General features: G+C 72.1%; 23 protein-coding genes. 12 read left to right on the forward strand and 11 right to left on the reverse strand.

Annotated features, from left to right (window positions below; translation table 11 throughout):
* Positions 1–84 precede the first annotated feature (84 nt).
* The 3 genes from ACFV7Q_RS07985 (at position 85) to cpt (ending at position 4,379) form a co-directional block, all read left to right on the forward strand.
* Positions 85–1,962 carry an ABC transporter transmembrane domain-containing protein gene (locus tag ACFV7Q_RS07985; protein ID WP_385425037.1) on the forward strand — a complete coding sequence of 626 codons (1,878 nt, stop codon included), beginning with the start codon at positions 85–87 and terminating at the stop codon, positions 1,960–1,962.
* The gene (locus ACFV7Q_RS07990) at positions 1,959–3,740 is read left to right on the forward strand and encodes an ABC transporter ATP-binding protein (RefSeq protein WP_385425040.1); all 1,782 of its coding nucleotides are present in this window, start codon (positions 1,959–1,961) and stop codon (positions 3,738–3,740) included. Before ACFV7Q_RS07985 ends, ACFV7Q_RS07990 begins: the two co-directional genes overlap by 4 nt.
* A 105-nt stretch (positions 3,741–3,845) precedes the next feature.
* Positions 3,846–4,379 carry a chloramphenicol phosphotransferase CPT gene (gene cpt, locus ACFV7Q_RS07995; protein ID WP_385425043.1) on the forward strand — a complete coding sequence of 178 codons (534 nt, stop codon included), beginning with the start codon at positions 3,846–3,848 and terminating at the stop codon, positions 4,377–4,379.
* 101 nt (positions 4,380–4,480) lie between these two features.
* On the opposite strand, the gene ACFV7Q_RS08000 is transcribed toward cpt, so the two are convergent.
* Positions 4,481–5,269 (reverse strand): metal-dependent hydrolase, encoded by a 789-nt coding sequence (locus ACFV7Q_RS08000; RefSeq protein WP_385425046.1) that lies wholly within the window; start codon positions 5,267–5,269, stop codon positions 4,481–4,483.
* Positions 5,270–5,415: 146 nt separating this feature from the next.
* Here ACFV7Q_RS08000 and ACFV7Q_RS08005 point away from each other — a divergent pair, with 146 nt between their 5' ends.
* The 3 genes from ACFV7Q_RS08005 (at position 5,416) to ACFV7Q_RS08015 (ending at position 9,372) form a co-directional block, all read left to right on the forward strand.
* Complete coding sequence (locus tag ACFV7Q_RS08005) at positions 5,416–7,938, forward strand: DEAD/DEAH box helicase (RefSeq protein WP_385425049.1); 2,523 nt, start codon at positions 5,416–5,418, stop codon at positions 7,936–7,938.
* Positions 7,939–8,044: 106 nt separating this feature from the next.
* The gene (locus ACFV7Q_RS08010) at positions 8,045–8,962 is read left to right on the forward strand and encodes an acyl-CoA thioesterase (RefSeq protein WP_385425051.1); all 918 of its coding nucleotides are present in this window, start codon (positions 8,045–8,047) and stop codon (positions 8,960–8,962) included.
* A gap of 8 nt (positions 8,963–8,970) precedes the next feature.
* A complete protein-coding gene (locus tag ACFV7Q_RS08015; protein WP_385425054.1) occupies positions 8,971–9,372 on the forward strand; it encodes a YchJ family protein in 402 nt (133 codons plus the stop codon).
* Here the strand turns inward: ACFV7Q_RS08015 and ACFV7Q_RS08020 are convergent.
* The 7 genes from ACFV7Q_RS08020 to ACFV7Q_RS08050 all read right to left on the reverse strand — a co-directional run bounded on the left by ACFV7Q_RS08020 (position 9,336) and on the right by ACFV7Q_RS08050 (position 16,111).
* Positions 9,336–10,178, reverse strand: a complete 843-nt coding sequence (locus tag ACFV7Q_RS08020) for a DUF6397 family protein (protein WP_385425057.1) — start codon at positions 10,176–10,178, stop codon at positions 9,336–9,338. The genes ACFV7Q_RS08015 and ACFV7Q_RS08020 overlap by 37 nt on opposite strands.
* 129 nt (positions 10,179–10,307) lie before the next feature.
* A complete protein-coding gene (locus ACFV7Q_RS08025) occupies positions 10,308–10,706 on the reverse strand; it encodes a roadblock/LC7 domain-containing protein (RefSeq protein ID WP_179177397.1) in 399 nt (132 codons plus the stop codon).
* A 144-nt stretch (positions 10,707–10,850) separates the two neighbouring features.
* Positions 10,851–11,516, reverse strand: coding sequence for an ATP/GTP-binding protein (locus tag ACFV7Q_RS08030; protein ID WP_385425060.1), 666 nt, complete (start codon positions 11,514–11,516; stop codon positions 10,851–10,853).
* Positions 11,516–11,896: a DUF742 domain-containing protein gene (locus ACFV7Q_RS08035; protein WP_385425062.1), complete on the reverse strand. Its 381-nt coding sequence runs from the start codon at positions 11,894–11,896 to the stop codon at positions 11,516–11,518. The genes ACFV7Q_RS08030 and ACFV7Q_RS08035 overlap by 1 nt, the downstream gene beginning before the upstream one ends.
* 17 nt (positions 11,897–11,913) lie before the next feature.
* Positions 11,914–12,357 carry a roadblock/LC7 domain-containing protein gene (locus ACFV7Q_RS08040; protein WP_385425063.1) on the reverse strand — a complete coding sequence of 148 codons (444 nt, stop codon included), beginning with the start codon at positions 12,355–12,357 and terminating at the stop codon, positions 11,914–11,916.
* Entirely contained in the window at positions 12,357–15,212 is a 2,856-nt protein-coding gene (locus ACFV7Q_RS08045) for a nitrate- and nitrite sensing domain-containing protein (protein WP_385425066.1), read from the reverse strand. The genes ACFV7Q_RS08040 and ACFV7Q_RS08045 overlap by 1 nt, the downstream gene beginning before the upstream one ends.
* 65 nt (positions 15,213–15,277) lie before the next feature.
* Complete coding sequence (locus ACFV7Q_RS08050) at positions 15,278–16,111, reverse strand: MHYT domain-containing protein (protein WP_385425069.1); 834 nt, start codon at positions 16,109–16,111, stop codon at positions 15,278–15,280.
* 160 nt (positions 16,112–16,271) lie between these two features.
* Here ACFV7Q_RS08050 and ACFV7Q_RS08055 point away from each other — a divergent pair, with 160 nt between their 5' ends.
* Positions 16,272–16,889 (forward strand): methyltransferase domain-containing protein, encoded by a 618-nt coding sequence (locus ACFV7Q_RS08055; RefSeq protein ID WP_385425072.1) that lies wholly within the window; start codon positions 16,272–16,274, stop codon positions 16,887–16,889.
* Here ACFV7Q_RS08055 and ACFV7Q_RS08060 read toward each other — a convergent pair whose 3' ends face one another.
* On the reverse strand, positions 16,890–17,804 hold the full coding sequence (locus ACFV7Q_RS08060) for an oxygenase MpaB family protein (RefSeq protein ID WP_385425075.1): 915 nt from the start codon (positions 17,802–17,804) through the stop codon (positions 16,890–16,892).
* Between the two features lie 136 nt (positions 17,805–17,940).
* Between ACFV7Q_RS08060 and ACFV7Q_RS08065 the strand changes: the two genes are divergently transcribed.
* Together ACFV7Q_RS08065 and ACFV7Q_RS08070 are read left to right on the forward strand one after the other, a co-directional pair.
* Complete coding sequence (locus ACFV7Q_RS08065) at positions 17,941–18,729, forward strand: hypothetical protein (RefSeq protein ID WP_385425077.1); 789 nt, start codon at positions 17,941–17,943, stop codon at positions 18,727–18,729.
* Positions 18,730–18,853: 124 nt separating this feature from the next.
* Positions 18,854–19,309, forward strand: a complete 456-nt coding sequence (locus ACFV7Q_RS08070) for an SAM-dependent methyltransferase (protein WP_385425190.1) — start codon at positions 18,854–18,856, stop codon at positions 19,307–19,309.
* A 62-nt stretch (positions 19,310–19,371) separates the two neighbouring features.
* On the opposite strand, the gene ACFV7Q_RS08075 is transcribed toward ACFV7Q_RS08070, so the two are convergent.
* Entirely contained in the window at positions 19,372–19,554 is a 183-nt protein-coding gene (locus ACFV7Q_RS08075) for a hypothetical protein (RefSeq protein ID WP_385425079.1), read from the reverse strand.
* 215 nt (positions 19,555–19,769) lie between these two features.
* Here ACFV7Q_RS08075 and ACFV7Q_RS08080 point away from each other — a divergent pair, with 215 nt between their 5' ends.
* Both ACFV7Q_RS08080 and ACFV7Q_RS08085 read left to right on the forward strand, forming a co-directional pair.
* Positions 19,770–21,095, forward strand: coding sequence for a GAF domain-containing protein (locus ACFV7Q_RS08080; protein ID WP_385425081.1), 1,326 nt, complete (start codon positions 19,770–19,772; stop codon positions 21,093–21,095).
* A gap of 54 nt (positions 21,096–21,149) precedes the next feature.
* The gene (locus ACFV7Q_RS08085) at positions 21,150–22,673 is read left to right on the forward strand and encodes an aldehyde dehydrogenase family protein (protein WP_385425084.1); all 1,524 of its coding nucleotides are present in this window, start codon (positions 21,150–21,152) and stop codon (positions 22,671–22,673) included.
* Between the two features lie 408 nt (positions 22,674–23,081).
* Here ACFV7Q_RS08085 and ACFV7Q_RS08090 read toward each other — a convergent pair whose 3' ends face one another.
* Entirely contained in the window at positions 23,082–24,197 is a 1,116-nt protein-coding gene (locus ACFV7Q_RS08090; protein WP_385425087.1) for a hypothetical protein, read from the reverse strand.
* 442 nt (positions 24,198–24,639) lie between these two features.
* On the opposite strand from ACFV7Q_RS08090, the gene ACFV7Q_RS08095 reads away from it, so the two are divergent.
* Positions 24,640–25,638 carry a DUF4365 domain-containing protein gene (locus tag ACFV7Q_RS08095; protein ID WP_385425089.1) on the forward strand — a complete coding sequence of 333 codons (999 nt, stop codon included), beginning with the start codon at positions 24,640–24,642 and terminating at the stop codon, positions 25,636–25,638.
* Positions 25,639–25,759: the final 121 nt, after the last annotated feature.

Genomic DNA, 25,759 nt, shown 5'->3' on the forward strand with positions numbered 1-25,759 from the left:
GGCCCACGCAAAATCGATTGCCCGCGACGGGTCCGGGGGGCGAACCTTGCACGGTTCGGACATCACGACCAGTCATGGGGCGTCATGCAGATCAGCGACCTTCCGCATCCGGACCCCGGGGTACCCGACGCCCGCTCCGGCCCTCGTTTCCTCCTGTGGCTCGGGCGTACGCAACTCGGCGGTCAGGCCAAGAGCCTGGGCTGGGGCCTGGTGCACTTCTGCGGGATCGCCGGGCTTCCGTACGCGGTCGGCGCGGGCATCGAAGCGGTCGTCGCGCACGACGGCACCCGGCTCCTGCTGGTCGGCGCGCTGCTGGCGCTCACGGGCATCGCCATCTCCCTCGGCGACACGATGCTGCACCGCACGGCCGTCACCAACTGGATCACCGCTGCGGCGCGCGTGCAGCAGCTCCTGGCCCGCAAGACCGCCGAACTCGGCTCCGCCCTGACCCGACGGGTCGCGGCGGGCGAGGTCGTGGCGGTCTCCACGGGCGACGTGGAGAAGATCGGTTGGTTCGTGGAGGCGGTCTCCCGTTTCCTCGCCGCCGCCTTCTCCGTCGTCGCCATCTGCGTCGGCCTGCTCGTCTACGCGCCGTCGATCGGGATCGTCGTCGCCGTCGGCGTCCCCGTGCTCGCGCTGTCCGTGCTGCCGCTGCTGCCGCGCGCCACCCGGAGGGCCGACGTCCAGCGGGAGAAGGCCGGCAAGGCCACCGAGCTGGCCTCCGACACCGTGGCGGGCCTGCGGGTGCTGCGCGGCATCGGCGGCGAGGAGCTGTTCCTCGGCCGCTACCGGGAGGCCTCGCAGCAGGTCCGGGAGGCAGCCGTGCGCAGCGCCCGGATGTGGGCACTGATCTCGGCGATCCAGGTGCTGCTGCCGGGCGTGCTGCTGATCACGGTCGTCTGGTACGGCTCGTCGCTCGTCCTGGACGACCGCCTGGCGGTCGGCGAACTCGTCGCCGCCTTCAGCGCGGTGGCCACGATGCTCTATCCCCTGCGGCACTTCGAGGAGATCGCGATGGCCTACTCCTTCTCGCGCCCCTCCGCCCAGCGGGCCGCCCGGGTGCTGTCGCTGGCGCGTATGGACGCGCCCGCGCGGGCGGGTTCGCAGGCCCCGCTCCGGGCGCCGGAGCCGGGAGGGGACCTGTACGACCCGGTGACCGGCCTGCGGGCCCCGGCGGGCCGGTTCACGGCGGTGGTGTGCGGGGACCCGGACCTGGCGGGCCGGCTGGCCGAACGTCTGGGCGGCCACCCGGCGGACGGTGAGGACGACGGCTCCGGGTCCAGGTCCGGCTCCGGCTCCGGGTCCGGGTCCGCCGGCCGGGACTCCGTGCTGCTGGGCGGGGTCCCGCTGGACGGGCTGCCGCTGGACACAGCGCGCACCCTGGTCCTCGTGCAGGACAAGGATCCGGTGTTGCTGTCCGGGACGCTGCGCGAACTGTTCGCCGTGCCGTCGTCCGGAGCGGTCGAGCCGACGGCAGCGCTGGCCGCCGCCCAGTGCGCAGATGTCCTGACCGCGCTCCTGCAGTCGGCGCCGGAGGGGGTCGTGGACCCGATGGACGCCCGGATCACCGAGCGCGGCCGGTCGCTCTCAGGCGGCCAGCGCCAGCGCCTGGCGCTGGCGCGGTCCCTGGCCGCCGACCCGGAGGTGCTGGTGCTGGACGAGCCGACCTCGGCGGTCGACTCGCACACCGAGGCGCGGATCGCGGACGGCATCACCGCGCTGCGGGCCGGCCGGACCACCGTGGTCCTGGCCTCGTCGCCCCTGCTGCTGGACCGCGCCGACCACGTGGTGCTGGTCCACGAGGGGGCGGTCGCCGCCTCCGGCACGCACCGCGAACTGCTCCACGGCGAGCCGCGCTACCGGGCGGTCGTCACGCGGGAGACCGACGAGGAGCAGCGACTCGCCCGACTGGAACTGGCACAGCTGGCAGAGGAATTCACAGGGATCGAGGAAACCGCATGATCGGCGTGGCGCCGCCGGAGTACGACCCGGCGGCCCCCGAAACGGCCGCCACCCTGCCCGTGGGCACTCCGGCGACCGTACGGGGTTACGTGCACGGCCTGCTGCGGCGGCACCGGCGGGCCTTCGCCGTCCTGGTCGCGGTGAACGCGGTCGCGGTGACCGCCTCCATGGTCGGCCCTTACCTGCTGGGCCGGGTCGTGGACCAGCTCGCGGCCGGGGCGCGCGAACTCCACTTGGAGCGCGTGGCCGTGGTGTTCGCGCTGGCGCTCGCCGTCCAGACGGTGTTCGTCCGGCTGGTCAGACTGCGGGGGGCGATGCTCGGCGAGCAGATGCTGGCCGACCTGCGCGAGGACTTCCTGGTGCGGTCGGTGGGCCTGCCGCCGGGCGTGCTGGAACGGGCCGGTACCGGAGACCTGCTGTCCCGCATCACCACCGACATCGACCGGCTGGCCAATGCGATGCGGGAGGCCGTGCCACAGCTGGCCATCGGCATCGTGTGGGTGGGGCTGCTCCTCGGCGCACTCGGCGTCACCGCGCCGCCGCTGGCGCTCGCCGCGCTGGTGGCGCTGCCGGTGCTGGTGATCGGCTGCCGCTGGTACTTCCGGCGGGCCCCTTCGGCGTACCGCTCGGAAGCGGCCGGCTACGCGGCGGTCGCGGCCGCGCTCACCGAGACGGTGGACGCGGGCCGGACGGTCGAGGCGCACCGCCTCGGCCCGGCCCGGATCAAGCTGTCGGAGCAGCGGATCAAGGAGTGGACGGCGTGGGAGCGGTACACCCTGTACCTGCGGACGGTCCTCTTCCCCGTCATCAACGTCACCTTCCTGACGATCCTCGTCTCGGTGCTGCTGATCGGCGGCTTCTGCGTGCTCCGGGGCTGGCTGTCGGTGGGGCAGCTGACCACGGGCGCGCTGCTGGCACAGATGATGGCCAACCCGATCGGGCTGATCCTGCGGTGGTACGACGAACTCCAGATCGCGCAGGTGTCGCTGGCCCGGCTGGTCGGTGTGCGGGAGATCGAGCCGGACGCGGGGGACGCGGGCGTCGCCCCGGAGGGGCGCGACGTGCGCGCGGAGGAGGTCCGCTTCGGCTACCGGGAGGGCGTGGACGTCCTGCACCGGGTGTCGATGTCCGTGCCGCCGGGAACCCGGATGGCGCTCGTCGGCCCGTCGGGCGCCGGCAAGTCCACGCTGGGCCGGCTGTTGGCGGGGATCTACGCGCCGCGTGCGGGTGAGGTGACCCTCGGCGGGGCCCAGCTGTCGCGGATGCCTGCGGAGCGGGTGCGCGAGCAGGTGGCCCTCGTCAACCAGGAACACCACGTGTTCGTGGGCTCGCTGCGGGACAACCTGCGGCTCGCACGGACGGGGGCGCGGGACGCCGAGCTGTGGGCGGCGCTGGGCGCGGTGGACGCCGACGGCTGGGCCCGGGCCCTGGAGTCCGGCCTGGACACCGAGGTGGGATCCGGCGGCACGGCGCTGACTCCGGCCCAGGCGCAGCAGATCGCGCTGGCCCGGCTGGTGCTGGCGGATCCGCACACGCTGGTGCTGGACGAGGCCACCTCGCTGCTGGACCCGCGCGCGGCACGGCATTTGGAGCGTTCGCTGGCCCGGGTGCTGGACGGGCGGACGGTCATCGCGATCGCGCACCGGCTGCACACGGCGCACGACGCCGATGTGATCGCTGTGGTCGAGGACGGCCGGATCAGCGAGCTGGGTTCGCACGACGAGCTGGTCGCCGCCGGCGGGGCGTACGCGGCCCTGTGGCGGTCCTGGCACGGCTGAGCCGGTCACCGGGTCCCGGGTCCGGAGCCCGGGGTCCCTACCTCGTGTCCGGACTCCGGACGAAAATCGCTTCGGCCGCGGTGGAGCCGCCCTTACGGTGGCTGGATGACCACTCGGGTAATCGTGTTGAACGGCGGATCCAGCTCGGGCAAATCCGGGATCGTGCGGTGTCTCCAGGCGGTGCTGCCGGATCCGTGGCTCGCCGCCGCGATCGACTCGCTCATCGAGGCGATGCCCGCGTCCCTGCAGGAGTCGGCGTCGGGGATCGACGTGGGTGCGGACGGCTCGGTGAGCATCGGGGCGGAGTTCCGGACGCTGGAGGCGGCCTGGAGGGAAGGGGTCGCCGCGATGGCGCGGGCGGGTGCCCGGGTCGTCGTCGATGACGTTTTCCTCGGCGGGGCGGAGTCCCAGCAGCGGTGGCAGCGGGCTCTCGACGGCCTCGACGTGCTCTGGGTCGGCGTCAGGTGCGCGGGCGGGGCCGCCGCGGCCCGCGAGATCGCCCGCGGGGACCGGGTCCCGGGGATGGCCGCCTCCCAGGCGGACCTGGTCCACCGGGGCGTGGTCTACGACCTGGAGGTGGACACCACGCACACCGAGTCCCTGGAGTGTGCGCGGGCCATCGCCGCCCGGGTCGGCTGACCGGCGGTGGCCCGGTGGTGCGGCCCGGCGGTGCGGGCGGAACCGGCGGCCCGGCGCGGAGGCGGACGGTAGGCCAGGGGCCGGCCCCGGCCGGGCCCGGCCTAGAGGAATCCGAGGGCCGAGGCTCCGCCGACGCCTCCGAGCAGCATGAACGCGGGCATGAGGACCTTGAGCTCCACCCAGCTGCCCGCCCGGAAGCGCATTCCCTTCGGCGGGCCGACGGGGTACCAGCGCTTCCCCGCGATGGGGAGCGGCCACAGGATCGGGCAGCCGGAGACAGTGAGGGCGTCGCCGATGTCGTGGACCAGGGCGCCGAGCAGGATGGGCAGGCCCAGCCAGAGGTACTCCTGGCCGGGGCCGAAGAGCCAGTCGGCGCCGTTGCCGGGCTGGTCGAGGACGCCGGCCAGGATCCAGGCACTGGTGGCGCCGAGCAGCCAGACGAGGACGTCGCTGGACATCCGGGCCGCCCGCCACAACAGGCCCTCCACGGCGAGCACGAGGTGGACGAAGAGCAGCGCGAGCACGCCCCAGCGGTCGGTGCTGACCGCCATCACGGAGGAGCCCACGCCGATCAGTACCGCCCACAGCCAGGTGTGGGTCAGGGTGCGGTGGCCGCCGGAACGGCGGGCGTCCTTCGGGGCGCGGGTGGCCTTGTAGACGGCGTAGGAGAGCTTGTCGACCACCTCGCACAGGCCCCGGGACAGCGGGCCGAAGGCGCGAGAGATCGTCGCCGACTTGTGGTCGAGGTCGGGGGCGAGGGCGGCGCCCGCGCAGATCAGGGCTCCGACGACGAGGACCGGCCAGGGCATCGGGTGCCCGGCGGCTGCCGCCGCCGCACCCACCCCCAGCCAGGCCGCCGCCCCGGACAGTGAGTGCGCCGGACCCATCATGCTCGTCTTCCCCGCCCCGGTGTGTGCTGGTCGGGCCCCGCCGACGGTGTCGTCCGGCCCCGGTCAACGGCACAGCGTACCCGTGGTGATCTTCATTCGGTCGGCCGGTTCCCTCATCCGGGCGGAAGCCAGGCAAGATGGGGGGTGTGACCCTCATTGATCAGCTCCCGCCGAACGCCGACCCCGACGCGCTCTTCGAGGCCTTCTCCTCGTGGGCGGAGGACCAGGGCATCACCCTGTACCCGGCCCAGGAGGAGGCGCTGATCGAGGTCGTCTCCGGGGCGAACGTGATCCTGTCCACGCCGACGGGCTCCGGCAAGAGCCTCGTCGCGGCCGGCGCGCACTTCACCGCCCTGGCCCAGGACAAGGTCACCTTCTACACCGCCCCCATCAAGGCGCTGGTGTCGGAGAAGTTCTTCGACCTGTGCAAGCTGTTCGGCACGGAGAACGTCGGCATGCTGACCGGCGACGCCTCCGTGAACGCCGATGCTCCCGTGATCTGCTGCACCGCCGAGGTGCTGGCCTCCATCGCCCTGCGCGACGGCAAGTACGCGGACATCGGCCAGGTCGTGATGGACGAGTTCCACTTCTATGCCGAGCCGGACCGCGGCTGGGCCTGGCAGATCCCGCTGCTGGAGCTCCCGCAGGCCCAGTTCATCCTCATGTCGGCGACCCTCGGCGACGTGAAGAAGTTCGAGGAGGACCTCACCCGGCGCACCGGCCGCCCGACGTCGGTGGTGCGGTCCGCGACCCGGCCCGTCCCCCTGTCGTACGAGTACGTGACGACGCCGATCACCGACACGATCACCGAGCTCCTGGAAACCCGGCAGGCGCCCGTGTACATCGTGCACTTCACGCAGGCCCAGGCGGTCGAGCGGGCGCAGTCGCTGATGAGCATCAACATGTGCTCCCGCGAGGAGAAGGACAAGATCGCCGAGCTGATCGGCAACTTCCGCTTCACCACGAAGTTCGGTCAGAACCTCTCCCGCTACGTGCGCCACGGCATCGGCGTGCACCACGCCGGCATGCTGCCCAAGTACCGGCGCCTGGTGGAGAAGCTGGCGCAGGCCGGTCTGCTGAAGGTGATCTGCGGTACCGACACCCTGGGGGTGGGCGTCAACGTCCCCATCCGCACCGTTCTGTTCACCGCGCTGACGAAGTACGACGGCAACCGGGTCCGCACGCTGCGCGCCCGGGAGTTCCACCAGATCGCCGGCCGGGCCGGGCGGGCCGGCTTCGACACGGCGGGCTTCGTCGTCGCCCAGGCGCCCGAGCACGTCATCGAGAACGAACGGGCCCTCGCCAAGGCGGGCGACGACCCGAAGAAGCGCCGCAAGGTGGTCCGCAAGAAGGCCCCGGAGGGCTTCGTCGCCTGGTCGGACAGCACCTTCGAGAAGCTCATCGCCGCCGAGCCGGAGCCGCTCACCTCCCGGTTCAAGGTCACCAACATCATGCTGCTGTCGGTCATCGCCCGACCGGGCGATGCCTTCCGGGCGATGCGCAGCCTGCTGGAGGACAACCACGAGCCGCGCAAGGCCCAGCTCAAGCACATCCGGCGGGCCATCGCCATCTACCGTTCGCTACTGGACGGCGGGGTGGTCGAGCAGCTCGACACCCCGGACGCGGAGGGCCGCAGCATCCGGCTGACCGTCGACCTCCAGCAGGACTTCGCGCTGAACCAGCCGCTGTCGACCTTCGCGCTGGCCGCGTTCGACCTGCTGGACCCGGACTCCCCTTCCTACGCGTTGGACATGGTCTCCGTCGTCGAGTCCACGCTGGACGACCCGCGCCAGATCCTGGCCGCCCAGCAGAACAAGGAGCGGGGCACCGCCGTCGCCGCGATGAAGGCCGACGGGGTCGAGTACGAGGAACGGATGGAGCGGCTCCAGGACGTCACGTATCCCAAGCCCCTCGAAGAGCTGCTGCACCACGCCTACAACGTGTACCGCAAGAGCCACCCGTGGGTCGGCGACCACCCGGTCTCCCCGAAGTCGATCATCCGCGACATGTACGAACGCGCGATGACCTTCACCGAGTTCACGGCCTTCTACGAGTTGGCCCGCACCGAGGGCATCGTGCTGCGCTATCTGGCGAGCGCGTACAAGGCGCTGGACCACACCATCCCCGACGACCTGAAGTCCGAGGACCTCGAAGACCTCATCGCCTGGCTGGGCGAGCTGGTCCGCCAGGTCGACTCCAGCCTGCTCGACGAGTGGGAGCAGCTGGCGAACCCGGAGGTGGAGACGGCGGAGGAGGCCCAGGACAAGGCCGACCAGGTCAAGCCGGTCACCTCGAACGCGCGCGCCTTCCGCGTCCTGGTCCGCAACGCCATGTTCCGCCGGGTGGAGCTGGCGGCGCTGGACCGCATCGACGAGCTGGGCGAGCTGGACGGGGGGTCGGGCTGGGACGCCGACGCCTGGGGCGAGGCCATGGACGCGTACTGGGACGAGTACGAGGACCTGGGAACCGGCCCCGACGCCCGCGGCCCGAAGCTGCTGCAGATCGAGGAGGACCCGGCCCACGGTCTGTGGCGCGTCCGCCAGACCTTCGCGGACCCGAACGGGGACCATGGCTGGGGCATCAGCGCCGAGGTCGACCTGGCCGCCTCCGACGAGGAGGGCCGGGCCGTCATCCGGCTGACCTCGGTCGGCGAGCTCGGCGCCCTCTGACTCCCCCGGACCCGGGCCGGGGGGAACGCCTCCCCCGAACCCGTGCCGGGGGGACACCGGCCCGTGCACGGCCGGCCCCGCCGGAGACGACAGTGGAGAACCTCTGATGACGAACCCCGCCGAGAGACTGGTCGATCTGCTGGACCTGGAGCAGATCGAGGTCAACATCTTCCGCGGTGCCAGCCCCCAGGAGTCCCTCCAGCGGGTCTTCGGCGGGCAGGTGGCCGGCCAGGCCCTGGTGGCCGCGGGCCGGACGGTCGAGAGCGACCGGCCCGTCCACTCCCTGCACGCGTACTTCTTGCGCCCCGGCATTCCCGGGGTGCCCATCGTGTACCAGGTGGAGCGGGTACGCGACGGGCGGTCCTTCACCACGCGCCGCGTCACCGCGGTCCAACAAGGCAAGACGATCTTCAATCTGACCGCCTCCTTCCATCATCCGGAGGAGGGCAGCATCGAGCACCAGCTGCCTCCACGCCTCGAATTCCCCCACCCGGACACGCTCCCGAAGGTCGCGGACGAGATCCGCGAACACCTGGGCGCCCTGCCCGAGGCGCTGGAGCGGATGGCCCGCCGCCAGCCGTTCGACATCCGGTACGTGGACCGGCTCCGCTGGACCCCGCAGGAACTGCGGGACGCCGATCCGCGCAGCGCGGTGTGGATGCGGGCGGTCGGCCCCCTGGGCGACGACTCGCTGGTGCACACCTGCGCCCTCACCTACGCCAGTGACATGACCCTCCTCGACGCCGTACGCATCCCCGTGGAGCCCCTGTGGGGCATGCGCGGTTTCGACATGGCCTCGCTGGACCACGCCATGTGGTTCCACCGGCCGTTCCGCGCCGACGAGTGGTTCCTGTACGACCAGGAGTCGCCCATCGCGCACGGTGGCCGCGGCCTGGCCCGCGGCCGGATCTACGACCTGGAGGGCAGGCTGCTGGTCTCCGTGGTCCAAGAAGGCCTCTTCCGTCCGTACCCGTCCCCTCAGGCCCGGCCTTCCGCGCCGGCCGACCCGACCCCGAAGAGCTGAGCACCCCCATGTCCGACCCGGTCCTCCCCTGCCCCTGCGGGCTGCCCGCCTCCTACCAGGAGTGCTGCGGCCGCTTCCACTCCGGTGAGGGGCAGGCACCCACCGCCGAGCTGCTGATGCGCTCCCGGTTCAGCGCCTTCGCCGTAGGCGACACCGCGTACCTGATGCGCTCCTGGCATCCGAGCACTCGCCCCGGCCGGCTCGACCTGGATCCCGAGCAGCGCTGGGTGCGGCTTGAGATCCTCGGCGTCGAGCGGGGCGGGATGTTCGAGACGGAGGGCTCGGTGGAGTTCCGGGCGCACTACCGCGAGGGGCGGCACGCCGGTTCCCTGCACGAGAACAGCGCTTTCACCCGGGAGGGTGGGGCCTGGGTCTACGTCGGCCCCCTTTCCCCCGTCGACTTCAGCTGACCCCTCGCCCCGGCCAGGGTGAAGTCCAGGCTGGTGCGGTACCAGTGGACCTCGTCGGGCGGCTCCGCCCGCAGCAGCCGCTGTGCGACCTCCGCCGCAGCCGGGACCTGCGGGTGCCCGTAGGGTGGGGGCGGGGCGAGGGCGGCGAGCACGATCCGCTCCGCGGGATCGGGTACGGCCTGCCGCACCTCCTCCTCCGGGAGGACGGAGGCCAGTACGGCCGCCCGCTCCCAGGGGTCGGCGGTCCGCCCCAGCAGCAGCCCCACATGCCGCTCGCGCCAGGTGCGCGGGCGCAGATCCGTCCCGGCCGCGATCATCTCCCGGTCTAGCTCGGGTGGGCCGCCGCCCAACAGCCCGGGGTCCCGGGCGGCGAATTCCCTTAGTTCCGCGGTCAGGTACAACCACACCACTGCCCGGTACCGGTTGATCCGGTAGCCCACGGGGGCGATGTGCCCGCAGCGGGCGAGCCGGATGAACCGGCTCGGCCCGATGCCGATCAGCCGCCCTGACGCGCCCGACCCGGCAACGGTTTCGACCCGGGCGCGCAGGGTGTCCGGGAACCCCTCGGTCGACCTGACGCGGTCCAGCTCGGCCCGCGCGTACCGGGCGGCCCCGTCGGGTGCCGGCCTCCCGGCCCGGACGATGCCCAGCTGGACCGCGCGGGCGAACTCACTCCTCGTCAGACCCAGTTCGCCGGCGGCCCGGGTGCCGCCGACCGAGCCGTCCGGCTCCACACCGGTCGGCGTTCCGGTCATGGTCGGCGCCCCCGCCGCGCCTTCCGCCCTGGCACATGTCACCAGCTTCATGACGATCCCCCTCACATCCACACGATCACTCTGTGTGAAGACCGTAACTCAGCGCAACGACATCCCGTCAGCCCTGTGGATAACTCCCGGAGGGAAAACCCTTGCCGTCACCTCGCGTCCGCGCCGCCATCACCCCCCGGTGATCCGCCGCTCCGCCACGCCCAGGTGCTCTCCCACCCTGTTGACCAGCAACGTCATCTCGTAAGCCACCTGGCCGATGTCCGCCTCGGCCCCGCTCAACACGCACAGCGAGCTGCCCGAGCCGGCCGCCATCACGAACAGCGCGCCGTCGTCGTACTCGACCATCGTCTGCCGCACCTCACCGGCACGGAAGTGTCGGCCCGACCCCTTCGCCAGGCTCTGCAACCCCGCGGCCACCGCCGCCAGATGCTCCGCGTCCTCCCGGGCCAACCCCGCGCTCGCGCCCGTGACCAGGCCGTCGTTGGACAGCACCACCGCGTGCCTGACCTGCTGGACCCTGCGCGACAGGTCGTCCAGCAGCCAGTCGAGCTGCTTGTCCAGTGCCATTTCGAGTCCCTCCCCGTTGCGCCGCCGCCGTGGCCGCGCCGCACCCCGCTTGATAAGTCCCGCAAGCCTTGCCCACCAGGGGCTTTCCGGCAAGGAGGAAGCGCCCCTGGCGTGGAAGATGACTCAAGAGCCCCGCACTGCCGTTCACGCGGGCCCCGCCTGCGCCCCCACCGACTCCAGCAGCCGCGCGGTGTGCACCCTCCCGGCGTACTCGACCAACCTGATCAGTACTTCCTTCCCCGAGTCCCGGTCACGGGCGTCGCACAGCACCACCGGCGTCCCCGGTTCCAGGTCCAGCGCCCGCGCCACCTCGTGCGTCCCGTACCGCCGCGCGTCCGCGAAGCAGTTGACGGCCACGACGAACGGAATGCGCCGGTGCTCGAAGTAGTCCACCGCCGGGAAGCAGTCCTCCAGCCGCCGCGTGTCGGCGAGCACCACCGCACCCAGCGCACCCTGCGACAGTTCGTCCCAGGCGAACCAGAACCGGTCCTGCCCCGGGGTGCCGAACAAGTACAGGGAGAGCCCCGATCGGATGGTGATCCGTCCGAAGTCCATGGCGACGGTCGTGGTCGTCTTGTGTGCCACCCCGCCCGTGTCGTCGACCAGCTCGCCCGCCTCGCTGAGCAACTCCTCCGTCCGCAGCGGACGGATCTCGCTGACCGCTCCGACGAGCGTGGTCTTGCCGACGCCGAAGCCGCCGGACACCAGTATCTTCAGCGCGAGCGCCGCCAGTTCGCCGCCGTCCTCCGGCCCATGGACCGTTTCGTGTCCGCTGCCGGGCCCGCCCGGCAGATCGTCGTGTCGTCCCATCACAGCGCTCGCAATCCCTCGATGACTTCCCGCAGAATCCGCTCGTCCGGCAGCCTGGCGGGCGGCACCGGCCGGCTGACGCGGACGTGCCCCGCCTCCAGCAGGTCCCCGAGCAGCACGCGGACCACGCCGACGGGAAGGTCCGCGTCCGCCGCGAGCTCCGCCACCGACTGGGTTTCGGACCGGCAGAGTCCGAGCAGGGCCCGGTGTTCGGGGCCGAGCAGGGACTCGCCGGCCGGGTCCGTCCCGCCGGCGTCCACCACGACCAGCGCGATCAGGTCGAAGCGGACGCCGTGCGGACCCGGCTTCGTCCGCCCGCCCGTCATGGCGTACGGGCGGACGAGCGGGCCCGCGTCGGCGTCGTACCACTGGCCGTCCATGTGCCGGACCGCCGCCTTCAGCCCGCGGCCGGCGGCTGTGCCGCGTACCGGGGCGGGGTGTACAGGTGCTCCCCGACGCGTTTGACGAGCCGGGCCATCTCGTACGCGATCAGCCCGATGTCGGCACTGGCCGCGCTGAGCACGGCCAGGCAGGATCCGTCCCCGGCCGCCGCGACGAAGAGGAACCCCTCGTCCAGTTCCACCATCGTCTGGCGTACGCCCCCGACGCTGAAGTGCCGACCGGCGCCCTTGGCAAGACTGTGGAACCCGGAGGCCACGGCCGCCAGGTGTTCCGCGTCCTCCCGGCTGAGCGCGGTGGAAGCGCCCACCGCCAGCCCGTCGTTGGACAGGACCACGGCATGCCGGACCTCACGGACCCGGACCACCAGCTCGTCCAGCAGCCAGTCCAGTTCGCCCGCTCTGCGGGTCCTGCCTGCGCCGAACCTATGGTGCTCGATCATCACGCTTCTCCTTTGCCGTCGGGGTGGGGGGAGTTCTCCTGGGCGCCGCGGGCCCAGCCGGCCCGGTACGCCGCCATCCGGTCCCGGGCCTGCTCCGGGCTGCGCTCCGGCTCCTCCGCCGGAGGGCGTGCGCCCGCACCTGTCGCCGGGACTTGGGGAGCGGGCGCCTCGCGCAGCTGCGGAACCAGGCTGGCCTGGCGTACACGGCGTGGCAGTCCGGCTCCCGGGTCGTCGCCATCGGCGGCCGGCCGGGGCAGGGGGAGCGGGGCCGGGACGGGGGTCGCGGGGGGTGCGGCGGCCGCAGGGGCGGGTACGGGGACGGACTCGGGCTCGGACGCCGGCTCGGGCAGGGCCTCGGATTCGGGTTCTGGCGAGGCCGGTGGCGTCGGCCGGGGTGCCGGCTCCGGCGACGGTGCCGGCTCCGGCGAGGGTGCCGCAGGCACCGGGACCTGCGTACGGGTGTCCGCGCCGCCGCGCGGCCGCAGCGGGGACACCGGCGCCGGGTGCGGCTCCTCGCGCACGGGGCCCGGGTCCGCGGTCGGGACGTCGCGCTCGTCCTCCCGTACGGGGGTGGCGGCGGGCGGCTTCCGGTCCGCCTCCCCGGCCAGTGCGACCGCCCCGGCCCTGCCCACGCCGGTATCCCCGCTTCCGGTACCGGTCCGGCCTCCCGTCCCGGCACCCGCCCGGCCTCCCGTCCCGGCTCCGGTCCGGAGCGCCGGGGCAGGGGCAGCAGAAGCGGGGGCAGGGGTGGGGGCAGGGTCGGAGTCCGGCTCGGCCGCCCCCTGGAGCAGGGCCTTCGGCAGGAGCACCACGGCGCTGGTGCCCCCGTACGGTGACGTCCGCAGGTGCACCTTCACGCCGTGCCGGGCCGAGAGGCGGCTGACGACGAAGAGCCCGAGACGGTCGCTGTCGAAGAGGTCCAGGGCCTCGGACTCCTCGATGCGCCGGTTGGCCTCCGCCAGGCTTTCGCGGCCCATGCCGAGTCCGCGGTCCTCGACTTCGAGGACGTACCCGGCACCGACGGATTCACCGCTGACCCGCACCTTGGTGTGGGGAGGGGAGAACTGGGTGGCGTTCTCGATGAGTTCGGCGAGCAGGTGCGTGAGGTCGGCGACCGCGGCGCCGATCACGGCGGCCTCCGCGATCCGGCCCACCTCCACGCGCGGGTAGTCCTCGATTTCGGAGACGGCTGCCCGGACCACGTTCGTCAGTGGGACCGGCATCCTCCAGGCCCGTCCCGGGGCGGCACCCGACAGGATGATCAGACTTTCCGCGTGCCGGCGCATCCGGGTCGTGAGGTGGTCGAGGCGGAAGAGGTCGCCGAGCTCGCCGGGGTCGTCCGCGCGCCGCTCCATGGAGTCGAGCAGGGTGAGCTGCTTGTGCACCAGGACCTGGCTGCGGCGGGCAAGGTTGACGAAGACCCCGCTGATACCGCCGGCCAGTTCGGCGCGTTCGACGGCAGCGGCCAGCGCGGCCCGGTGGACGGTGGCCAGCGCCTCGCCGACCTGGGTGATCTCGTCCTCGGCGGTGGGTCCCGGCGGGGCCTCGACCTCGACGTCGATGTCCTCCCCTGCCCGGAGCCGGTGCATGGCGTGCGGGAGCTTGCGGTGGGCGATCTCGAGGGCGGTGTCGCGCAGTGAGACGAGTTCCACGACGAGGCCCCGGCCGATCCGGACGGAGATGAAGAGTGTGGCGGCGACGGCGGCGAGGCCCAGCAGGACGGCGGCGCCCGCAGGGCCGGTGGCGCCCAGGGCGAGGGGGTCGCCGCGGTCCGCCGCGGCGTGGGCGGCGGTTTCGATCTCCTTCATCGAGGTGCTGATGCTCGTGTACGCGGCCTCCCAGCCGGCGGCGGCCGGGCGGGGGTCCTTGGCCGTTCCGGCGGACAACACCCGGTCCTCGGCCCCGGTGAGGTCGGCGTAGGCCGCGCTCTTGGCGACCGCCTGCCAGGCGTCCCGCTGGGCGGCGGGCAAGTCGTCGGCGGAGCTCGCGGTGAGCGCGCGGCGCGTCTCGATCGCGCCGGTGAGGCGCCGCAGCGATTCGGCGCTGCGCTGGCCGGGCAGGGAGATCAACGCGTCTTCGCGGGCCAGGAGTTCCCCAGCACGGGCGAATTCGAGCAGGACGCGGGCCTCGGGGCCGAGTTCGGTCTGCTCGCCGCCGGAGAGCGAACCGGCAACGGCGAAGGCCCCGTCCACCACGCGCGTGTACGTCTCGTACGCGGCCTCGGGGGTGGTGCGGCGGTCGTCGATGTCCTTGCGGGCGGAACCGAGGCCCTCGGCGGCGGCGACGAAGGCCCCGAGGCGGACGACGAGGTCGGTGCGGTGGTCACCGGACTCCGCGACGGTGTGCCGGTCGCCGAGCCGGAGCCGGCGGACCGCGTCGTCGGTGCGCCGCTTCTGCCGGTCCAGCTCGGCGGCGCGGTCGGGGACGGGGTCGGCCAGATAGCGGACGGCGGCGCGGCGCTCGGCCTGGAGCTCGGTGACCGCGGCCGCGACGGGCGTGCGTATCCGGTCGTCGATCCGCTGGGCGCGGGCCATCCGGGCGATGTCCTGGGCCGTGTCGACGGTCGCGAAGCCCCAGAGGGCGAGCAGCGAGACCACCGGAACCATGAGCAGCGAGACGATCTTCGCGCGTACGGTCGCGGGCCGCAGCTGCCACCGCGGTCGCGGCCCCGGCCGCTGGCCGGGGCCCGGGCCGGCGGCACCGGCACCAGGGGGGTGGGCGGATTCCGGCAGCCCGCGCCCTGGTTCCAGATCCGGTTCGTCGGCAGGTGGTCCGGCATGGGCCCGGCGGCCGCGGGCCGGGGGTGCGGGCAGCCGCTGCGCCGCTGGTTCCGGTCGTCTGCGGGGTGTACGCATGGGCTCCTCGTCGGGGGGTGCGGCGTTCGGGCGTGCGGGCGTGCGGGGGGGGTGAGGAGGCGGGTTCAGTGGGCGGTCGCGGTGGTCACGCCCGGCTCGCCCGGCTCCCGGGGGGTCGATGCCCGGGCGGGGCCGGGGGCGGAGGCAGCAGGGGAGGCGGACCGGGGGCCGGCGCTCTCGCCGAGGGTCGGCGAGAGCGCGACGAACGCCGAGGTGAGGAAGAGGTACGAGCCGAGCCCGACGGCGAGCGGGAACACGAACTGCATGGCCGTGGCACCCGGCAGGGACTGCTCCGAGGGGGTGACGCGGACGGCGACGGCCAGCATCCCTGTGTAGTGCATGCTGCTGACGGCGGCGCCCATGACGAGTGAGGCGACGGCGACGGCCGCGGGCGAAGTGATGTGGAGCACGGCCCACAGGGCGACCGTGGCAGCGACGACGGCGACCGCGACCGACAGTCCGACGGTGAGCGGGTCGTAGGAGATCCTGCCGTGCAGCCTCAGGGCGGCCATGCCCAGGTAGTGCATGCTGGCGACTCCCAGACCGGTGGTGAGGCCGCCGAGGAGCACGGAGCGCCTGCGCCGCTCGCCGTAGCCGACGGCGAAGATCCCGGCGCCGACGACCACGACGGCGACGAGCAGGCTGAGGACGGTCACCGGCACGTGGTAGTGGATCTCGGTCCCCGTGACGTGGAAACCGAGCATCGCGACGAAGTGCATGGTCCAGATACCGGTGCCGAGGGCCGTGGCCGCGGTGAGGAGCCAGTTGCGGCGCGAGGAGCCGGTCGTGGCGAGCGCACGGACGGTGCACCGCAGCCCCAGGGCGGCACCGATGGATGCCATCACGTATGACAGTACGGGCGTCAGCCAGCCGTACGCCGCATGGTCGAGGTGTCCCATGGCCCCGGGACGCTAGTCCGGGTGAGGGGGCGAACAAGGGACGCATTTCGAAAGCCATTGGAACTGCTGGAATATGACAGAGCTACGTTCATCTCCGATCACGGCTCGCGCCACCTTGCCCGCGGTCCGCACGCGCGGGGCCATGGGGGACCATGTGCCCATGACGGATGACCGCTCGACGCACACGGACGTCGCACACGTGCAGGAGTTCTTCGGGACGCGCGCGGCCGGCTGGGACGCCAAGTTCCCCGACGACGGGCCCGCCTTCGCCCGGGCGGTGGCCGAGTGCGGCCTGCGGCCCGGGGACCGCGTCCTCGACGCGGGCTGCGGGACCGGGCGGGCACTGGCCGCGCTACGGGCCGCTGTCGGGCCGTCCGGCACCGTGCTCGGCGCGGACGTCACCCCGCAGATGCTGACTACCGCGCAGCGGGCCGGGCGGGACGCCGAGGGCGCCCTGCTGCTCGCGGACGTGGCCCGGCTGCCATTGCGCGACGCGGCGCTCGACGCGGTGTTCGCCTCCGGGCTCGTCGCGCACCTCCCGGACCCGGCGGCGAACCTGCGCGAGCTGGCGCGCGTCGTCCGTCCCGGGGGCGGGCTCGCGCTGTTTCACCCGATCGGGCGAGCGGCCCTGGCGGCCCGCCACGGCCGAGCGTTGACCCGGGACGACCTGCGGGCCGAGCACAACCTCGGCCCGTTGCTGGCCGGTGCCGGCTGGGAGCTGGTCTCGTACGCCGACGAGGACGCGCGCTTCCTGGCCCTCGCGCTGCGCCGCGGCTGATCAGGCCGGGGGCTGGGCTTCGGCGCCGGCCGGCCGGCGGGGGTGCGGGACGGGGCATCCGCCCAGGCCGGGAACCGGGAAGGTACCCAGCTCGCCCACGTCGTAGCCGTCCCGGTAGCCCTTGATCTCCGGGTTCTGGCGGGCGTAGTGCGGGGCGCTGCGCGGCGGCAGCAGCCGGACGGCGCGGCCGCGCAACTTCAGGACGCCGCGGACCAGCCGCTGCACCTGCGGGCGGGGGCGCTCGTACCGGAAGGCGTCGAGCAGCGGCTGGTCCAGGAGGGCGAGGCTCGCCGCACGCAGGGCGGGGGCGAGCGGGGCCGGGTACCAGGAGGCCATCAGGTCCAGGGTGGAGTCGGCGACCTTCCGGCCGCCCTCGTCCCATCCGAAATGCGCCTTCTCGTACGCGTCTAGTGTCTCCTCGAACTCCTCGTAGGAGCCCGGGACGTCCTTGATGCCCATGTGCCGGCCGAGGGTGGCGTAGTAGTTCGCGGAGGCGCGGCGCTCGTGGTGGGTCATCGGGCGCCACCCGTAGTCGTCCATCCAGCGCGCCGGAATCACCACGAACGTGCACAGGACGTAACGCATGTCCTCGTTCGAGATGTCGTAGCTGCGGTGCATCTGGTTGATGCGGCGGATCGCCGTGCGCGCGGTCTCGCTCTCGAAGCCGTGCTCCACGACGGCGTCGAGGAGCAGCGCGGTGTCGTCGTAGCGCTTCTGGGGGCGGTCGGTGAACTCGGCGGTCTCGGCCAGGAGGCGGCCGATGCTGGGGACGGCGTAGGTCCGGAAGAGCGCGAGCTCCAGGGCGCGGGTGAAGTCCCACGGGAACTCGTAAGTGGCGGTGAGCCGGTAGATGGTGAGGAAGTCCTTGTCCGGGTCCAGACCGAGGATCTCCCTCAGCCGGTCGTAACGCTGCACCGGGGTGTCCCTTTCTGTGGCGGGTGGCCAACTCTACGTGCAGGTAGCGGCCTTGGAAATCGCCGCCCGCGGGCTCTCGACGCGGGGGTTACCCGCTGGTTAGGGTGCGCCGACGAGCGAGCGACCGGGAGGCCAGGTGTCCGAAGAGGAGGGAGGCGGTTCGCTCTACGTGCTGACCGCCGTGCTGTTGACCCCCGCCCAGTTCCCGAGCGTCCTGGGCGACGATTTCCCCGAGGCGTGTGCGCTGCTGGGCGTGCCCCCGGCCCCGGAGGGCTACGGGCTGGTGCTCGGGCAGGACGAGGAGGGCGCGCGCTGGACCGTCGTCGTGGACGACGTCTCGCTCGTGGCCGCCGCGATCGCCTCCTGGGACTGCGGGATGGAGTACGACCTGTCGCCCGACGAGCGGACGATCGTGGTCTCGCTGGCCGGCTGGCCGCTGGACCTGTCGGTGGCGGCCCCCGGCATCCCGGAGCCGCACGACCCGGAGCAGGGAGCCGACGGCACCGGGCGGGTGCCGCTGACCCCGCCGTCGGCCGAGGTCTGGGGCCCGGTGCAGCGGCGAATGGGCGCGGACCAGGTCGCCCGGGAGTGGGCCGACTGGGAGGACCTGGCCGCGGCGGACGGCGGCGCGGCGGCCGCCGCGCACCCGGGGCTCGCGCGGGCGCTCCGGGAGGCACTGGAATACACACGGACGGCGCCGCCGCCCGGGCGGGTGCGGTCCTCCTTCGCCGGCGGGGGCGCGCGGACGCTCCGGGTGGAGGGCCCCGGCTGGTCGCTGGTGGCCCGCACCGACGGGGCGGCCTTCGTCCTGCTGGACGACGAGCCGAGCGAGGTCCTGCCGGTGCCCCGGGGCGGAGAGCGGGGACTGCCGGAGTTGCCGGGGCTACTGGCCGCGCTGGACGGCATCGCCGTACGCCCGGCCTGAGCGTCCGGCCGCTCCGACCCGAAGGTCGGCCGACCGGCAGGGCCACTGACCGACGGGCCGACGGGCCGACGGGCCGACGGGCCGATTCGATGACCGACCGAGCACGAGGGGGAACGACGTGGTGGTGCAGTCCGAGCCGGTGGGCGTGGTGGTGGGCGGCCGCGTGGAGGTGGCCGACGACGACTGGGGACGGGAGAGGGCGGTGATCCGCTTGGACTCCGGCCGGTTCGACCCGGAGGCCCTTTACGGGCTGGAGTCCTTCTCGCACCTGGAGGTCGTGTACCACTTCGACCGGGTGCCGGAGGAGAAGATCGAGACCGGCGCCCGGCGCCCCCGGGGCAACCCGGACTGGCCGCTGGTCGGCATCTTCGCGCAGCGCGGCAAGAACCGGCCGAACCGGCTGGGCGTCTCCCGGTGCCGCGTGCTCCGGGTAGACGGCCTGGACGTGCACGTGGAGGGCCTGGACGCGGTGGACGGAACGCCCGTCCTGGACCTGAAGCCGTACATGGCCGAGTTCGGGCCCCGGGGTGACGTGAGCCAGCCGGAGTGGGCCACTCAGCTGATGCGGGACTACTACTGACCTGGCAGGGCCCGATCGGGGGACGAAGGCGGGCCGCCCGGCCGCCTTCGTCCCCGACGGGCTCAGCGGCCGAGCTGCTTCCGCGATATGCCCCGCAGGCGGCGGCGCTGGGAGGGGTCCAGCAGCAGATAGGCCGCCGCCGGGACACCGATCAGGACCAGCAGCCCGGCCCAGAACCCGACCAGACCGAACACCACGATGGCTGCCACTACCCCGGCAACTGCGACACCCGCGCGCTTGGACATCTGCGGACACCTCCACCCGTCATGGGTCACTACCCCGTCACCCGGCTCAACGCGCCACGACGTCGGCGCGTTCCCGACGGGACCGACCCGGGAGAAGCCGAGTGGCGGCGTTCCGGCGCGGAGTGGCCGGGCCAGGCCTTGTCGCGGCCGCCCCCCGCGGCGACGATGGGGCGCTTCCGGGGCCGCGGGAGCTCCGGAACCCGCGGGAGGGTGACATGGACGAGCCGCCGCTGGCACTGCCGGCCGGAGCCGACCCCGTCGAGCACGGGCGGGTCCTGCGCAGGGCCCACACCGCATTCACCCGGCACGGGCGGGTCGAGGCCCCGGTCCGGGCGGTGATCGCGAGGTCCTGGCTGCGGTGTGCCCGCGCGCGCGTCAGCCCGGACTGCGCGCCGGCGGTGGAACTGGCCGAGGCGGATCTGCGGCCGTACCGGGCGCAGCACCCGCTGGCCCGGGTGATGCCGCTGTTCCGGGAGCTGGTCGGGGCATTCGCGGCACACGGGTCGCACCTGCTGGCGGTGTGCGACGCCCGGGGCAGCCTGCTGTGGGTGGAGGGAGAACCGGCCACCCTGCGCCGCGCCGAGCGCCTCGGCTTCGTCCCGGGCGCCCACTGGGCCGAGACCGCGATGGGCACCAACGCGCCCGGCACGGCCGTCGCGGTGGGCAAGCCGGTCCAGGTCCTCGGGGCCGAGCACTACAGCCGGCGGGTCCACGCCTGGACGTGCGCCGCGGCCCCGGTGCGCGACCCCCGTACCGGCCGGGTCCTGGGCGCTGTGGACATCACCGGCGGCGACGGCCTGGCCCACCCCCACTCGCTCGCCTTCGTGCAGGCGGTGGCCCGGGCGGCAGAGTCCCAGCTCGCCCTGGCGGACCCGGTGACCGGGGCCTCCGGGGACACCCTCGGGGCCCTCGGCCAGGACGAGGCCCTGCTGGTCGGCGCCGACGGCGCGCGAACCCGGCTGGGGAGGCGCCACAGCGAAATCATGGCCCTGCTCGCCCACCGTCCCGACGGGCTGACCGGTGAGGAGCTCGCGATCGAGCTCTACGAGGACGAATCCGTATCACCCGTGACGTTACGCGCAGAGATGTCGCGGCTGCGCGGTCTGCTGGGCGCCCGCGCCCCGCTCTCCCGCCCCTACCGCCCGGCCGCTCCCCTCCGGGCGGACTTCACCACCGTCACCCGTCACCTCGCCGCCGGCGCCGTCTCGGCGGCCCTCCAGCACTACGCCGGCCCCCTCCTCCCCGCCTCCACCGCGCCGGGCATCGTACGCCTGCGGCGCCGCATCGAGGACCAGGCGCGGGCCGCCGTGATCGCCCGGGCGGACGCCGGCCTGCTGACCGACTGGGTGTGCACGCCGTGGGGCGCGGACGACCCGGAGGTGTGGCGGGCCCTGGCCGCAGCCCTGCCGCCCGAGGGCCGCCCGGCGGCGCTGGCCCGCGTACGGTCCCTGGACGGCGAACTCGGCACCGTGCCGCAGCCGCCCGCGGGACGGGCGCGGCCGCCCCGCCGTGCAACGTCTCCGCAACCTGCGCGCTCCTAGCCTCCTGCCGAGCGCCGGCCGACGGCGGCCGCGCCCGACGAAGGGGAGGACACCATGGCCCGCTACGCTGCACCCGGCACCGAGGGCGCGTTGATGTCGTACGCATCCCGGTACGGCCACTTCATCGGCGGCGAGTACGTCGAACCCGTCCGCGGGCAGTACTTCGCCAACCCCTCCCCCGTCACCGGCGAGACCTTCACCGAGGTGGCCCGCGGCACGGCGGAGGACGTGGAGCGCGCCCTCGACGCGGCGCACGCGGCGGCACCCGCCTGGGGACGGACCTCCCCGGCCGAACGGGCGGCCGTCCTGCTGCGGATGGCGGACCGGACGGAGGAACACCTGGAGGCCCTCGCGGTCGCGGAGACCTGGGAGAACGGCAAGCCGGTGCGCGAGACCCTGGCCGCCGACCTGCCCCTGGCCATCGACCAGTTCCGCTACTTCGCGGGCGCCCTGCGCGCCCAGGAGGGCTCACTCAGCCAGATTGACGACGACACCGTCGCCTACCACTTCCACGAGCCCCTCGGCGTGGTCGGGCAGATCATCCCGTGGAACTTCCCCCTCCTGATGGCGGTGTGGAAGCTGGCCCCGGCCCTGGCTGCAGGCAACACGGTGGTGCTGAAGCCGGCCGAGCAGACGCCGGCCTCGGTGCACTACTGGCTGGGCCTGGTGGCCGACCTGCTGCCGCCGGGCGTCGTGAACGTCGTCAACGGCTTCGGCGAGGAGGCGGGCAAGCCGCTGGCGTCCAGCCCGCGGGTCGCGAAGATCGCGTTCACCGGGGAGACCTCCACCGGCCGGCTGATCATGCAGTACGCGGCGGAGCACCTCAAGCCGGTCACCCTCGAACTCGGCGGCAAGAGCCCGAACATCTTCTTCGACGACATCTGGACGGTCGACGACGACCTGCGCGACAAGGCCCTGGAGGGCTTCGCCATGTTCGCCCTCAACCAGGGCGAGGTGTGCACGAGCCCGTCGCGGGCGCTGATCGAGCGCGGCCGGTACGGGGACTTCCTCGACGCGGCCGTCGCCCGCACCGAGCTGATCGTCCCGGGTCACCCCCTGGACACGGACACGATGATCGGCGCGCAGGCCTCGGAAGAGCAGCTGCGGAAGATCCTGTCGTACGTGGAGATCGGCCAGCGGGAGGGCGCGAAGCTCCTGACGGGCGGCGGGCGCATCGACCAAGGCGGCGACCTGGCCGGCGGCTACTACGTCCAGCCGACGATCTTCGAGGGCGACAACCGGATGCGGATCTTCCAGGAGGAGATCTTCGGCCCGGTGGTGTCGGTGACCTCGTTCCAGGACTTCGACGACGCCATCCGCATCGCGAACGACACCCCGTACGGCCTGGGCGCCGGCGTCTGGACCCGCGACATCAACACGGCGTACCGGGCGGGCCGCGCGATCCAGGCGGGCCGCGTCTGGACGAACTGCTACCACGCCTACCCGGCACATTCTGCTTTCGGCGGGATGAAGCAGTCCGGCATCGGCCGGGAGACCCACAAGATGGTGCTGGAGCACTACCAGTCGGTGAAGAACGTGCTCGTCAGCTACTCCCCGAAGAAGCTCGGTCTGTTCTGAGGTCGCCGCTACGGTCGCTTCGGAGCAGCCCGTCCCTCGAGCAGCCCGTACGCCGAACTCCCCTCACACAACTGCGAGGTGTAGCAGAAGATGCTCCAGCTGGTGATCGGCGTGAGGTAGTAGGCGGATAGGACGGAGCGTGGCAGGGACCGGTCCCCTGTTTCGGTCCCTGCCAAGCCGGCCTTGGTGCCGGGCTCGGTTCCGCAGCCGCCAGCGCAGGCGGGCGCTGCGCCGATGGTGAGGGTCGCCGGGGCTACGCAGCAGCCGCCGCTCTCCACGCGGCCTCCGCATCACCGCCGAGGTCGCTTCGAAGACAGCCGGATGGCCGTGCGCGCCGCTGGCCGCCAGCGGCGCACACGTCGAGCAACTCCCCCAGACGAAGGCACTGCCCGCGCAGCGCGAACTGCTTCAAGCGCCAGGCCGCTTGTGCCGTGAGAGCAGCGCGCCGAAGAACGAGTGCAGCATGGTGGAAGCATCTGGACGAGCAAGCTCGTGGCCGCCGAAGCGGTAGATGTCGTAGCCCATGAGGCGAAGCCGCCGGTCCTCGGCGGCCATCTCCGAATAGAGCCTGGGCGACGCCTTACCGGTTGCGTCGGCGTAGTGCTGGACGCCATCGACCTCGATGACGATGCGCGACCGGTCCGGGGTGAGGAGGAGAAAGTCCATGCGCTGCCGTGCGAGGGCCGATGTGTGGCCTGGCGTCCTGCGGGTGTAGGGGTCGTAGTGGAGGTAGACCTGCGGTATGAGGGCCGGCAGTTCATTGCCTTCCGCTGCGCCGTAGCGTGCACAGTAGGTACGGAACAGAAGCCGCTCGGGTTCGGAGTCCAGCGATGCGGCGAGCCTCGCGTACAGCGCGTGCGCGGTGCGGCGGTCGTGCGGGTCCGCCTGCTGCAGATCGGCCCACCATGCAATCATCTCACCCCATGTCAGGCCATATGGCGACAACGGATCTGTGAACACCAGGCAGTTATCGGCGTTCGAGACGATCTCCACATCGTTGTTGACCGCATCCCGCAAGACGATCTTGGGTTTGGGGCCGTCCGCCGCGAAGATAAGGTTCTTGAACCGGCCGGTCGGCCCCTTCTTGAACTGAGCTTCGTACTCGGCCTCCTCCAGCTGTTCCAGGGCGTCCCGGGCTGGCCCCAGCAGGCTCTCCACGCACTCGCGGCGAGCGGCCCACCCTCCATCGCCGGACATACCGTTTCGGCGCCAATAGTCACGGAACGAAGAGAAGTTGCGGAACGGCAGCCGCGGAGGCTCCATTCCCAGGCGCTCCAGAACAACCCTATGGGCCTTGATCGCGAGCATTACGGACTCATCGTCCAGGCGCTGACCGCCGCCTGTCCCGCAGGCAGTGAAGTCCTCATGGAGAAGCCTGGTCAGGGCCAGCCCCACCTCCAGGTCCGACCGATCGGCCAGGGGCCCCCGCCGCAGGTCCTCCACCAGGTGCACGTCGAGCGTCAGGGAGCCATGTCCGCCGAACCAACCGCCTGGGCGGGTCTCGAAGAAGTCCTCCGGATCCATCCATGCCCCCCTGTCCTATGCCTGCCTCTCGCTCATGCTCGCACCTGCCACTGACCACGAGCCCTGCCTGCTGGCCAACCCCGCACTCGGTAAGCGCTCCCACGGCTCAGCTCGTGGCGGCTCGTCTACAGCCGTCACCGCTTGCCGTCGAGGTCCAGGTCCCGGAGCGGGACTCACACAGCGGGAGGTCCACGGGCCGCGGGCGACACCACGCGGCGCGATCAGATGGGATCATGCGCCGCCATGGCGCCACTGGCAGGGGTTTGCAGGGATGAAGGGTCGGCCGGGACGCGGGCGCCTCGGCCGAAACCGCGACGCGCCATCACCGTCGGCTGACATCCACACAGCTTCCGCTCCCTTGCCAGCCGTCGGCGGGTCACTGGATCCAGCCCTCACTGTCAGCGTCTGCCCGTATCCTGACGGTTGCCTAGTTCTAGGGGGGATGGTGTCAACTGTTCGTTCGAGCCGCAGGATTGAGAGAGCTGGCGTTAACGCCCTGCGCACACTCCTTGAGGACCACGATCACATCGTTCAGGAGATCGATGGAGGGAATGATCACGGCGAAGACCTGATCATCAACTTCACGCGCGGCGGCAAACGAACAGGCTACTGGATCGCAATCCAGGTCAAGAGCGGCAAGAAGTACAAGCGAGCCAACGGATATGCAATCCCAGTCGAAGACCATTTCGACGATTGGCGGCAGAGTCGCATCCCCATCGTGGCTGTCGTATATGACATGAAGAAGAAGGAGCTATTCTGGGTCAATCTTACCGAGCAGTTACGGCTTGCCGAGGAGAGGCCCAGCTGGGTTCAGGTATCAAGTTCCGCACGGCTGGACGCCGACTCCATGCACGATTTTTGCCTGCGGATCTCAACCTACGCAGGCGACGCAAGGATGCGCATTCGGTCCGAGAGCGAAGAAGACGCGTTCGCTGAAGCCGTGCGTGCCAGGCAAGGGCTCGACCCTGAGACGGCACCGAACCCGCTATATGAGGGTCTTGCCGACTTCGCCCTTCGCCACGAAGATCGACTTCGTGTCGTAGCCAGAGACTGGCTGCGCTCTATCCCTTTGCAGCTATTGGCCCTGATCATGATTTGGGAGTGGCCCCGACAGATCCGCTTTGTCGAGGGGTCCTCCGATGTGTACCCGATCCCATGGGTGGTCAGCCTCTACTCCTTCATCACCCTAATGGCCTTGACTATATTCTTCGAGTTTCGGGCTGGGCGGGTACCGAAAGAGACCGGCAGGTGGCTGGCCATAATTGTGAGCAACTTCCTCTGGATCCCCATCATGGACCCCGACGGTGATCGCGGGTGGTGGGGAACGACGTGGATCATCGCTGGAATCATCGTTCCCTCAATTGGGGTCAAATTCCTCTTCATCAGTTTCGTTAGGTTTGCGCGCGATCGCAAGAAGAAGCTGATTGAAGCCGACGCATAGAGCACTAGAGGCCTGCGAAGCGGCGGCTTCGACGAGACAGCCGAGAGGAATGCTCCTACTGGTCGAGACCGCCGGTCAGCCCCGAGCGCGGGGCGGCTCGTCCTGCGGGTGGAGCCTCTCG

Origin of the sequence: Streptomyces sp. NPDC059851, assembly GCF_042732005.1 — a bacterium.
Classification (GTDB): Bacteria; Actinomycetota; Actinomycetes; order Streptomycetales; family Streptomycetaceae; genus Streptomyces.